At 70.6% G+C, this 12,369-nt stretch carries 9 protein-coding genes; 8 read left to right on the forward strand and 1 reads right to left on the reverse strand.

What is annotated here, in order from left to right:
* The first annotated feature begins 303 nt into the window (after positions 1 to 303).
* The 7 genes from ACZ5NW_RS06710 to ACZ5NW_RS06740 all read left to right on the forward strand — a co-directional run bounded on the left by ACZ5NW_RS06710 (position 304) and on the right by ACZ5NW_RS06740 (position 10,196).
* A complete protein-coding gene (locus ACZ5NW_RS06710) occupies positions 304 to 1,332 on the forward strand; it encodes a LacI family DNA-binding transcriptional regulator (protein ID WP_468742622.1) in 1,029 nt (342 codons plus the stop codon).
* 174 nt (positions 1,333 to 1,506) lie between these two features.
* Positions 1,507 to 2,748 carry a sugar ABC transporter substrate-binding protein gene (locus tag ACZ5NW_RS06715; RefSeq protein WP_468742623.1) on the forward strand — a complete coding sequence of 414 codons (1,242 nt, stop codon included), beginning with the start codon at positions 1,507 to 1,509 and terminating at the stop codon, positions 2,746 to 2,748.
* Between the two features lie 10 nt (positions 2,749 to 2,758).
* Positions 2,759 to 3,742 carry a carbohydrate ABC transporter permease gene (locus ACZ5NW_RS06720; protein ID WP_468742624.1) on the forward strand — a complete coding sequence of 328 codons (984 nt, stop codon included), beginning with the start codon at positions 2,759 to 2,761 and terminating at the stop codon, positions 3,740 to 3,742.
* The gene (locus ACZ5NW_RS06725; RefSeq protein WP_468742625.1) at positions 3,739 to 4,560 is read left to right on the forward strand and encodes a carbohydrate ABC transporter permease; all 822 of its coding nucleotides are present in this window, start codon (positions 3,739 to 3,741) and stop codon (positions 4,558 to 4,560) included. The genes ACZ5NW_RS06720 and ACZ5NW_RS06725 overlap by 4 nt, the downstream gene beginning before the upstream one ends.
* 50 nt (positions 4,561 to 4,610) lie before the next feature.
* Positions 4,611 to 6,347, forward strand: coding sequence for an amylo-alpha-1,6-glucosidase (locus ACZ5NW_RS06730; RefSeq protein ID WP_468742626.1), 1,737 nt, complete (start codon positions 4,611 to 4,613; stop codon positions 6,345 to 6,347).
* 73 nt (positions 6,348 to 6,420) lie between these two features.
* A complete protein-coding gene (locus ACZ5NW_RS06735; protein ID WP_468742627.1) occupies positions 6,421 to 8,262 on the forward strand; it encodes an RICIN domain-containing protein in 1,842 nt (613 codons plus the stop codon).
* Positions 8,263 to 8,351: 89 nt separating this feature from the next.
* A complete protein-coding gene (locus tag ACZ5NW_RS06740) occupies positions 8,352 to 10,196 on the forward strand; it encodes an RICIN domain-containing protein (protein WP_468742628.1) in 1,845 nt (614 codons plus the stop codon).
* Between the two features lie 15 nt (positions 10,197 to 10,211).
* On the opposite strand, the gene ACZ5NW_RS06745 is transcribed toward ACZ5NW_RS06740, so the two are convergent.
* Positions 10,212 to 11,294, reverse strand: a complete 1,083-nt coding sequence (locus ACZ5NW_RS06745; protein WP_468742629.1) for a GlxA family transcriptional regulator — start codon at positions 11,292 to 11,294, stop codon at positions 10,212 to 10,214.
* A 135-nt stretch (positions 11,295 to 11,429) separates the two neighbouring features.
* Between ACZ5NW_RS06745 and ACZ5NW_RS06750 the strand changes: the two genes are divergently transcribed.
* Complete coding sequence (locus ACZ5NW_RS06750) at positions 11,430 to 12,353, forward strand: NADP-dependent oxidoreductase (RefSeq protein ID WP_468742630.1); 924 nt, start codon at positions 11,430 to 11,432, stop codon at positions 12,351 to 12,353.
* Positions 12,354 to 12,369: the final 16 nt, after the last annotated feature.

Genomic DNA, 12,369 nt, shown 5'->3' on the forward strand with positions numbered 1-12,369 from the left:
CGCCCGCCGGGCGGCGCACAGCAGCGCATGCCCGCCGCCTTCTCCTGCGACCGCTGGGAGGCCGGCGTCGCCCGCCTCGGCGCCTCCTTCGCCACCCCCCTGATGCGAACCGGTTCGACAGCTGTCCGCCGGAAGCTAGCACCGCCGCAAATCGCCCAGCAATACCCGTGGCACGGATTGACCCTGTGTTCCGGCGAAGTGTGCGCGAGGCATTGACAGTTACTTCGCCTCCTCCTAACTTCCCTTCTCGCGAACCGGTTCGACAACCGGGTCGCGTTCGAACCGGTTCGACGAAGGAGTCGCGTGAACATCGGTGAGATCGCCCGGCGGGCGGGTGTCTCGCGGAGCACCGTGTCGTATGCCCTGAGCGGCAAGCGCACGGTGTCCGAGGAGACCCGGCGCAGGATCCAGCAGGTCATCGACGAGCTGGGCTACCGGCCCAACGCCAGCGCGCGTGCCCTGGCCAACGGCCGGACCAGCACGATCGGCCTGGTCTTCCCGCCGGCCGGCAACCACTACACCGGTATGCAGCTCGACTTCATCGGAAGTGTGGTGGAGGCCGCGGCGGCCTACGACTACGACGTGCTGCTCTCCCCGAGCGGCGCGGACAGCGACCGCTCGTTCCAGCGTCTGCTGGCTGAGCGGAGGGTCGACGGCGCCATCCTCATGGAGATCAGGCTCCGGGACGACCGGGTCGACCACCTGGGCCAGGAGAACTTCCCCGCCGTCTGCATCGGCCGCACCGCCCACTCCGACGGGGACTGGTGGGTCGGGGTGGACCACACCGCGCTGGTGGAGGCGTGCGTCAACCACCTCGCCGACCTGGGACATCGCCGGGTCGCCTTCGTGAACCGGCCGGAGCACCTGTTGCGGGCCGGATACGAGTCGGCGCACCGCGGCCTCGACGGCTTCACCAAGGCGGCGGCCGAGCGCGGGCTCACCGTGGCGACGTACTGCTGCGGCGACGACGCGCCCTCGGGCCAGGCGTGTGTGGAACGGATCCTGCACGACGACCCGGACACCACGGCACTCGTCACCCTGAACGAGGCCGCGCTCGGGGGCCTCTACCGGGGCCTGGCCGCCGCGGGCCGCCATGTGCCGCGCGACGTCTCCATCACCGGGGTCGCGGCCGCCCGCTGGGCGGAGACGGTGACCCCCCAGCTCACCTCGGCGGACGTACCGGCCGAGCAACTGGGGCGTCTCGCCGTCGACCTGCTCGTCGAGCGCCTCGACAATCCCGACGCGTCACCGCGTCACCACCTGCTGACGCCCCCCATCTCCCTCCGTGCCAGCACGGGCCCCGCCCACCTGCGCACCGATACCGACGCCTGACACCGACACCCACGCCTGACACCGACGCACGTCCGTCCTTCGGCCCTCGCCGAGGTCGGCCGCCCCTTCACCGGCCCGGCTTCGGGTCGGGCCGAGTCATTGCTTCATTGGCATGCCCATGCCATACAGCAGGGCTGCCCCGACCAACCCGCCGTGATCACAAAGGAACACCCCATGAACAGAACCAGCGGACGACGGCTCACCGCACTGGCCCTGACCGTCGCAGCCCTCGCCACCGGCACCACCGCCTGCTCCTCCGGCGGGAGTTCCTCCGCGAAGAGCGAGGACAGCGGCACGTACACCGTCTGGGACCCGTACCCGCAGTTCGCCAAGGACTCCGCCTGGGCGAAGCTGATCGACGGCTGCGGCAGCAAGGCCGGCGTGAAGATCAAGCGCACCGCGTTCGACACCAGCGACCTGACGAACAAGGTGCTCCTGGCGGCGCAGCAGGACAACTCCCCGGACGTCCTCATCGTCGACAACCCGGTCGTGTCGACCCTGGCCGAGGCCGGCGTCCTCACCACCACCGACGACAACAAACTGGACACCTCCAAGGCGGACCCCAATCTGCTCGCCGCGGGCCAGTCGGGCGGCAAGACCTACGGCACACCCATCGGCGCCAACACCCTCGCCCTCTACTACAACAAGAAGGTCCTGAAGGACGCCGGCGTCGACATCGCCTCGGTCAAGGACTGGCCGTCGCTCACGGCGGCGCTGGAGAAGGTGAAGAAGGCCGGCAAGAAGGGCATCACCTTCTCCGCCATCGGCACCGAGGAGGGCAGCTTCCAGTTCCTGCCGTGGTTCTGGGGATCGGGCGCGCAGCTCACCCGACTCGACTCCGCTCAGGGCGTGTCGGCGCTGTCGCTGTGGACCGACTGGCTGAAGAAGGGCTATGCCCCGAACTCGGTGATCAACAACACCCAGACCACCAGCTGGCAGGAGTTCGCCGGCGGCGACTACGCCTTCGCCGAGAACGGCACCTGGCAGCTCGCGAACGCGCAGAAGGCCGGCTTCGACTACGGCGTCCTGCCCATCCCCGCCTCGGGCGGAGGCGACGCGGCCGCCCCGACCGGGGGCGAGTTCGTCACCCTCCCCGTCCAGGGCGACACCGACCGCTACACCACGGCGCAGAAGCTGGTGACCTGCCTGACCAGCACCGAGAACCTCTACGCCACCGACACCACCCTCTCCTACGTCGCCCCCACCGCCGAGGTGCGGGACAAGCAGGTCGCGGCCGACCCGAAGCTCACCCCCTGGGTCGCGGCGGTCAAGGCGGCCAGGGGCCGCACCAGCGACGACCTCGGCACCCGGTACCCGAAGATCTCCGAGCAGATGTGGAAGGCGGTCCAGTCCGCCCTCAGCGGAGCCAAGTCCCCCCAGGACGCGCTCACTTCGGCGCAGTCCTCCGTCAAGTGACGTGGACCCGATGAAGCAGACCACCTATCCACCGGGCCGCCGGACGCACCCCGACCGGCCCGGGGCGGACACCCCCACCCCGCGCCCGTCCCGCCCCGCGCCCCGCCGCCGCCCGGCCTCCCCGCAGTGGGCCGCCTGGGCCTTCCTCACCCCGGTCACCCTCTACCTCGTCCTCTTCTACGCCTACCCCCTCTACCGCAACCTCGACCTGAGCCTGCGCCACTACACCGTGCGCTCCTTCGTCCAGGGCGACGCGCCGTTCACCGGCCTGAAGAACTACCGGACGGTCTTCGACGACCCGACCTTCGGCCCCGCCCTGACGCACACCGTGGTGTTCACCGCCGTCTGCCTGTTCTTCCAGTACGTCATCGGCCTGGCGCTCGCGGTCTTCTTCAACCAGCACTTCCGGCTCTCCGCCACCCTGCGCGCCCTGTTCCTGGTGCCCTGGCTGCTGCCGCTCATCGTGTCGGCGTCCACCTGGTCGTGGATGCTCAACAGCGACTCCGGCGTCGTCAACGCGGCCCTGCGCGCCGTGGGCCTGGACGGGATCAACTGGCTGACCTCGCCGTCCTGGTCGCTGACCTCGGTGATCATCGCCAACATCTGGATCGGCGTGCCCTTCAACCTGGTCGTGCTCCACAGCGGCCTGCAGTCCATCCCCCGCAGTCTCTACGAGGCCGCGGCCCTCGACGGCGCGAACGCCTGGCAGCGCTTCCGGCACATCACCTTCCCGCTGCTGCGCCCGGTGTCCGCCGTCACCCTCCTGCTCGGCCTGGTCTACACGCTCAAGGTCTTCGACATCATCTGGATCATGACCAAGGGCGGCCCGGCCGACGCGTCCACCACCTTCGCCACCTGGTCCTACCAGCTCGGCTTCGGCAATATGCTGCCCGCCTTCGGCCCCGGCGCGGCCGTCGGCAACCTGCTCGTCGCCGCCGCGCTGGTCTTCGGCCTGGTGTATCTGAGGGTCCAGCGAAAGCAGGCACTGTCATGACCGGGACCGCCCGCACCTGGTGGAAGACGGCCATCGGCCTCGCCCTCACCGCCGTCATGCTCTTCCCGGTCTACTGGATGCTCAACGTGTCCTTCACCCGCGACCAGGACATGCGCAAGTCCCCGCCCGACCTGCTCCCCGTGCACGGCACGCTGGCCGGCTACCGGGCCGTGTTCGACCAGCAACTGCCCTACCTCGGCACCAGTTTCGTCATCGGCCTCGGCACCGTCGCCCTCACCGTGGCGCTGGCCGCGCCCGCCGGATACGCGCTCGCCAAACTCCGCCCCCGCGGCGGCGGGGCGGTCAGCTTCCTGCTCCTCGTCGCCCAGATGATCCCCGGCATCATCATGGCGATGGGCTTCTACGCCATCTACCTCCAACTCGACCTGCTCCAGTCCGTCCCCGGCCTGATCGTCGCGGACTCCACGCTGGCCGTCCCGTTCGCGGTCCTGATCTTCACCGCCTTCATGTCCGGCATCCCGAACGAGCTGCTCCAGGCCGCGAAGACCGACGGAGCCGGCCCCCTGCGCACCTTCTGGTCGGTGGTGCTGCCCATGAGCCGCAACGCCGTCGTCACGGTCTCCCTGTTCGCGTTCCTGTGGTCCTGGTCCGACTTCGTCTTCGCCGCCACCCTCGCGAACGGCGGCGCCCACGAGCCGATCACCCTCGGCATCTACCACTACATCGGCAACAACAACCAGGAGTGGAACGCCATCATGGCGACCGCCGTCGTGGCCTCACTTCCCGCCACCGTGATCCTGGTCCTCGCCCAGCGCTATGTCGCCGCCGGCGTGACGGCCGGAGCCGTGAAGGACTGATCACCGCGCGACCCGTCGGCCACCCCCGCTGAAGAAACGAGTCCCACCACATGACCGCCGCCCGATCCGGCCCGGCCTTCTCCGTCCACGACATCCCGTTCAGCACCCACGGCTCCTGGTTCGGCATCTCGCCCGTCACGGCGGAGCGGACCCGCGCCGAGGACCTCCACCTGGTCTCCCACCAGAACGGCATGCACGCCGTGCTCCGACTCATCCCCTTCGACACCTCGACGGGCACCCGGGCCGACACCCGCGTCGAGACCACCCCGAGCCTGCTCACCTGGACCGCGCCCGGCGGCCGCATCGCGTGCGTCTACGACACCCCGGACACCGTCCGCCTCCGAGGCGAGGGGATCGGACTGCGCGTCGCCGCCGCCGCCGAGGAACTGACCCCCTTCACGGGCACGTACTCCCTGCGCGACCCGGTGACCGGCGCTCACACCTTCACCTCGTACGAGACGGGCCGCCGCTACCGGCTCACCGTGCTGTCCGGATCCGTGGCCGAGGTGTCCGGGAGCCAGGCCCTGGGCCGGGCCGACCGCGGCCTCACCCTCACCGGCGACGGGAACGGCGTATGGGAGGCGGCGCTGGAGGAACTGGACAGCGCACGGCGTCCGTTCACCCCGTCCCGGAGCTTCGCCGAGGCCGTGGAGAGCGCCGAGCGTGCCTTCGCCGCCTTCGTCGACACCGTGGCCCCCTGGCGTTCGCCCGACACCCCGGCCGCCGAACTCGCCGCGTACGTCCTGTGGTCGGCGACCGTCCGCCCCCGGTCCCTGGTCACCCGTCCCGCCGTGCTGATGTCCAAGCACTGGATGGACAAGGTGTGGAGCTGGGACCACTGCTTCAACGCCCTCGCCCTGGCACCCGGATCGCCCGCCCTCGCCCTGGACCAGTTCTCCCTGCCGTTCGACCACCAGGACGAGAGCGGCGCCCTGCCCGACTCGGTGACCCACTCGGAGGTCCTCTACAACTTCGTCAAACCCCCCATCCACGGCTGGACCCTGGGCCACCTGCGCCGGCGCCTCCCCGAACCTCTCCTACGGGCCGAACTCGCCGAGATCTACGGGCGGTTGGTGCGCTGGACGGACTTCTGGCTCACCGCGCGCCGCGCACCCGGCGCCGCCCTGCCCCACTACCAGCACGGCAACGACAGCGGCTGGGACAATGCCACCACCTTCGACCCCGAGCGGCTCGTCGTCACCGCCGACCTGGCCGTGTTCCTCACCCTCCAACTCCGTGAACTCGCCTCCCTGGCAGCCGCGTTGGACCTCCCCGACGAGGCGAGCCGCTGGACGCGTACGGCCGAGGAGACCCAGGCCGCGCTGCTCCGGGAGCTGTGGACGGGAGAGCGCTTCGTCGCCCGTGGCGTCGAGAGCGGCCGCACCTGGAGCAGCTCCAGCCTGCTCGACCTGATGCCGATCGCCCTCGGCGAGCACCTGCCGGAGAAGGTCTCCGCCGTGCTGGCGGCCCGCATCGAGGACCATCTGACCCCCCACGGGCTGGCCACCGAACTGCCCACCTCACCCCACTACCGCCCCGACGGCTACTGGCGCGGCCCCATCTGGGCCCCCGCCACCGTCCTCGTCGAGGACGGCCTGCGCCGGGCCGGCCACCACCGGCTCGCCGACGACATCAGCGCCCGCTTCCGGGCCCTGTGCGAAACCCACGGCTTCGCCGAGAACTTCGACGCCCTCACCGGGACGGGCCTGCGCGACCGCGCCTACACCTGGACGGCGGCCGCCTACCTCTTCCTCGCCGAAGCCCACACACACCGAGGCGGCCGCTGACCGGTCGCCTCCTGCACCTACCCCGGGTCCGACCGGGCCCGGGGCCCACCCCCACCCTTGCAGGAGCCGCACCATGACATCACCCCGCACACCCCGCAGATCCCGACGCCGGTCCACCGCCTCCCTCGCCGTCCTCCTGGCCGCCCTGGCCACGACCCTGCTCCCCGCCACCCCCTCCCAGGCCGCGGACACCGCCGTCACCGTCGACTTCGCCACCGCCGGAGGCGCCCCCACCTACCGCGCCTCCGGCATGATCTACGGACTGACCGCCGACGGGTCCCAGCCACCGGACCACTTCTTCACAGACATCAAGTGGCACCTCGAACGGGCCGGCGGCGCGCAGCTCAACGGGGGCGGCTACGCCAGCAGCCTCGCCGAGTACCGGACCCGCTGGAACGCCACCCTCGCCCAGTACAAGCGCACCAAGGCGCTCGGCGGAACCTTCGTCATCCTGCCGCACGACCTGTGGGGCGCCGACGGCACCACCAACACGGGCTTTCCCGGCGACAACGGCAGCTGGACGCAGTTCGACAACTTCGTCAACCAGCTCATCTCCGACGTCAAGGCCAACAACATGACGGTGGAGTGGGACCTGTGGAACGAGCCGGACCTCAGCGGCTTCTGGGGCCGGTCCCAGAGCCAGTACCTCCAGATGTGGTCCCGCTTCCATGCCGCCGTGCGGGCCAACCTGCCCGGGCAGCTCATCGTCGGCCCCAGCATCGCCAACCCGCCCAGTTCCTCCAACAGTTGGTGGACCACCTTCCTGAACCACGTCAAGGCCAACAACGTCGCCCCCGACATCTACAGCTGGCACGCCATCCCGCACGACCCCGTCACGGCCGTCAACAACGCCAACTCGACGCTCGCCGCCGCGGGCCTGACCAACACCCGGCCGTACCAGATCAACGAGTACGCCGGGCGCGAGCAGCAGAACCCCGGTGGCGGCGGCTGGTTCATCAGCCGCCTGGAGCGGGCCGGCGCCGACGGCCTGCGCTCCAACTGGGGAGGGGGCCCCAGCCTGCACGACTACGCGGCCGATCTGCTGACCAAGAACAGCTCCGGTCAGTACCTGCCGAAGGGCGAGTGGTTCCTCTACCGGTACTACGGCTCCCAGACCGGCAACATCGTGAACCTCACGCCCGGTGCGAACACCGACGGCCTGGCGACCAAGGACAACAACGCCCGCAACGCCAAGATCCTTCTGGGCACCAACGGCAACACAGGCAACGTCACCGTCAACCTCAACCGCCTCGACACCACGTCGGTCGTGGAGAACAGCCGGGTGCGCGCGATCGTCCAGCGCATACCGAACAACGGCGGCGGCGCGGTGACAGGTCCCGTGACCGTCTCCGACCAGACCCTGACCGTCAGCAACAACGCCGCCTCGGTGAGCGTGCCATGGACGGATGCCGCGGACGGCTACACCGTCACGCTGCTGCCGCCGTCCAACACGACCGTCTCCACGGTCGCGGTGGTACAGCACAGCGGTCAGTGCCTGGACGACACCAACCTCTCCACCGCCGACGGCACCCAGTACCAGCAGTACCTCTGCGAGGGCGGTTACCAGCAGATGCTCGACCTCAAGCCGGTCGCCGGACGGGCGAACACGTACACCGTCGTGAACGAGTACAGCGGCAAGTGCCTGGACGTCTCGGGGGCTTCCTCGGCCGACGGCGCCGCCGTCATCCAGTGGACCTGCAGCGGCACCACGAACCAGATGTTCACCCTCAGCCCTGTCACCGCGCTCGGCTACAGCAAGGACTACCAGCTGGTGGCGGTGCACAGCGGCAAGTGCGTGGACGTCAGCGGTGTCTCGACCTCACCGGGCGCGCAGATCCACCAGTGGACCTGCGACCCGGCGAGCGCGCTGAACAACAAGCGGAACCAGATCTGGCGCCTCCAGGGCATGCGCTGACCTCTTCCCGGGCGGGGGCTGCCGGCACGGCAGACAGCCCCCGCCCGGTCCGCCCGGACCCCCCTCCCCGCTCACACAGGAGCCGCACCATGACATCGCCCTGGGCACCTCCCCGGCCCGCCACCCGCACCGGACGCCGAGCCGCCTCGGCCGTCGCCGTCCTCCTGGCCGCCTTGGCCACGACCCTGCTCCCCGCCACCCCCTCCCAGGCCGCGGACACCGCCGTCACCGTCGACTTCGCCACCGCCGGAGGCGCCCCCACCTACCGCGCCTCGGGCACCCTGTACGGGATGACCCCCGACGGCTCGCTGCCGCAGGACCACTTCTTCAAGGACATCAAGTGGAAGTTCGAGCGGGCCGGCGGCGCCCAGCTCAACAGCGGCGGCTACGGCACCAGCCTCGCCGCCTACCGGACCCGCTGGAATTCCACCCTCGCCCAGTACCAGCGCACCAAGGCGCTCGGCGGCACCTTCATCCTCCTGCCTCACGACCTGTGGGGCTCCGACAGCACCACGACCCAGCCCTTCCCCGGTGACAACGGCGACTGGACCCAGTTCGACAACTTCGTCCACCAACTCTTCTCCGACGTCAAGGCCAACAACATGACGGTCCAGTGGGACCTGTGGAACGAGCCCAACGGCCAGGGATTCTGGCCGCGGCCCGAGAGCCAGTACCTCCAGATGTGGTCCCGGTTCTACGCCGCCGTCCGCGCCGAATTCCCCGGCCAGCTCATCGTCGGCCCCAGCTACTCCCAGAACCCCGAGAACAACACCTGGTGGCAGGCGTACATGCCTTACGTCAAGGCCAACAACGCCGTCCCCGACATCTGGAGCTGGCACGCCGAGGACGGTGACCCGGTCGCCGACGCCGGCGCCATGAACAGTCTGCTCGCCACCTACGGCCTCACCAACCACCGGCCGTACCAGATCAACGAATACGCCAGGAAGGCCCTGCAGAGCCCCGGCGGCGGCGCCTGGTACATCAGCCGCCTGGAGCGGGCCGGCGCCGACGGCCTGCGCGGCAACTGGGGGTCGGGCACCGCACTGCACGACTACGAGGCCAACCTGCTCACCAAGAACAGCTCCGGCCAGTACCTGCCGCGCGGCGAGTGGTTCACGTACCGCTACTACGGCTCCCAGACGGGCAACGTCGTCAACCTCGTGCCCGGCACCAACATCGACGGCTTCGCCACCAAGGACAACACCGCCAAGAACGCCAAGATCCTCCTGGGCAGCAACGGCAACACGGGCACCGTCACCGTCCACCTCAACCGGCTCGACACCACCTCGGTCGTGGAGAACGGCCGGGTCCGAGCCGTCATCCAGCGCCTCCCCAACAGCAACGGCGTCGCCGGACCCACCACCGTCTCCGACTCCGACCTGACCGTCAGCGACAACGCCGCCTCGGTGACCCTGCCCTACACCAACGCCACGGACGGCTACACCATCACCCTGCTCCCGCCGTCCAGCACCACGATCTCCACGGTCGCCCTCAGCGAGAACAGCCTCCAGTGCCTGGACGACACCAACCTCAGCACCGCCAACGGCACCCAGTACCAGCAGTACTACTGCGAGGGCGGCTACCAGCAGATGCTCGACCTCAAGCCGGTCCCCGGGCGGCCGAACACCTACACCGTCGTCAATGAGCACAGCGGTAAGTGCCTGGACGTCGCGAGCGGTTCCACCGCCGACGGCGCCGCCGTCATCCAGTACACCTGCAACGGCGCCGCCAACCAGATGTTCACCCTGAACCCGGTCACCGCGCTCGGCATCAGCCAGGACTACCAGCTGGTCGCCGCGCACAGCGGCAAATGCGTCGACGTCAGCGGTGTCTCGAAGACGGCAGGCGCGCTGGTCCACCAGTGGACCTGTGACCCGGCGAGCGCGCTGAGCACCAAGAAGAACCAGATCTGGCGCCTCCAGGGCATGGCCTGACCGTCTCTTCGCGCCTCACCCGTGACCGGCGGCCACGGGTGAGGCCTCAGGCCTGTCATGGGGGCTGAAGGTGCGGCGGTAGGCGGCGGGGGAGACGCCGAAGGACGATCTCATGTGCGCCCGCAGGGAGTTGCCGGAGCCGAAGCCGGACCGGTGCGCCACCAGGTCGATCGGCAGATCGGTGGTCTCCAGCAACTGCTTGGCCAGTTCGAGGCGTTGAGCGGTGAGCCACTGCACCGGGGTCATGCCGACCTCGTCCCGGAAACGCCGGGTGAAGGAGCGCAGGCTCATCCGGGCGTGCTCGGCGAGCTGGGCGAGGGACAGCGGTTCACCGAGGTGCTCCAGGGCCCAGGCCCGGGTGGCGGTGGTGCTGGCGACGGTGGGCGCGGGGACCGGGCGGTCGATGAACTGGGCCTGTCCGCCGTCCCGCCACGGCGGCACGACACACATGCGGGCGGCCCGGTTGGCGGCGGCCGCGCCGTGGTCGCGGCGGATCATGTGCAGACACAGGTCGACACCGGCGGCCACGCCCGCGGAGGTCAGTACGTCGCCGTCGTCGACGAAGAGGACCTCCTCGTCGACCTTGACGCCGGGGTAGGCCCGGCGGAACTCCGGGGCCAGGTTCCAGTGGGTGGTGGCCGGCCGGCCGTCGAGCAGTCCGGCCGCGGCGAGCACGTAGGAGCCGGAGCAGATGGACACCAGCCGGGTGCCGGGCCGGATGCCGGCGATGGCGGCGGTGACCTCGGGCGGCAGTGGACCGCCGCGGCCCAGCTCGGGCATGGCGTGCGTGGGCGGCACGATCACGGTGTCCGCGGCGGACAGGGCCTCGGGGCCGGCCGCGGGTTGCAGGCTGAAACCGGCGTCGGTGAGCACGGGCTCGCCGTCTGCGGTGCAGACGGTGACCTCGTAGAGCGGGCGGCCCTCGGCGTCCTGCACGCTGCCGAAGACACGGGACGGGATGCCGAGCTCGAACGGCGGGACCCCGGGCAGGGCGAGCACGGCGATCCGATGCCGCCGGACCGCGCGGTCGGCCCGCCCCGCCGGAGCCGTCCGGCCCGCCTCGTTCTGCCCCCGTACCGGCCGACACATCTCGCTCATGGCCAGATCCTGTCACATGGTGGCCGGACGGCCAACACCGTGGCGGGCCCGCCTACCGGATCGTGGAGCACGTCGCCCGGGCACCTCCCGGCGACGATCCGATCGAAATCGACGTACGGAAACGAGGCAGAGAGCATGCGCGCGGTGGTCGTGGAGCAGTGGGGCGGACCCGAGAACCTGGTCGAACGCGAGGTCGACCGCCCCGAGCCGGGACTGAACGAGGTCCTGGTCCGGGTCCACGCGGCCGGAGTGAACCCGGTGGACTGGAAGACCCGCGCGAGCGGCGCCCTCATCGAGTGGGGCCCGGCCCCGACGGTCGGCTGGGACGTGTCCGGCACCGTCGAGGCCGTAGGGCCCGGCGTCGGGATCTTCCGGCCCGGTGACGAGGTCTACGGGATGCCGCTGTTCCCGCGCCAGGCGGGCGCGTACGCCGAGTACGTGGTGGCGCCGGCCCGGCACCTCGCCCCGAAGCCGGCGGGGCTGACGCACGTGGAGGCGGCCGCGCTGCCGCTCGCCGCGCTGACCGCCTGGCAGGCCCTGGTGGACGCGGCGGACGTGCGCCCCGGGGAGCGGGTGCTGGTGCACGCGGCGGCCGGCGGCGTCGGCCACCTCGCGGTGCAGATCGCCAAGGCGCGCGGTGCGTACGTCATCGGCACGGCCAGCGCGGGCAAGCACGACCTGGTGCGGGAGCTCGGCGCGGACGAGATGGTCGACTACCGCGCGGTGCGGTTCGAGGACGTCGTGTCCGACATCGACGTGGTGCTGGACGGGCTCGGCGGGGAGACCGCCGAGCGCTCACTGAAGGTGCTCAGGCCCGGCGGCCGCCTGATCACCCTGCCCGGTCCCGACGACCTCCCCACCGCCCACGCGGGGGTACGGGCCCAGTGGGTCCTGGTCGAGCCGGACCACCTGGGCCTGCGCGAGATCGCGGCCCTCGTGGACCGGGGCGAGCTGAAGCCGGTGGTCGAGACGGTCCTGCCCCTGGCCCAGGCCGCGAAGGCCCACGAGCTCGGCGAACAGGGCCGCACGACCGGCAAGATCGTCCTGACGGTGGCATGACCGGGTCGCGTGGCGT

This window comes from Streptomyces sp. NPDC032126, assembly GCF_055580085.1.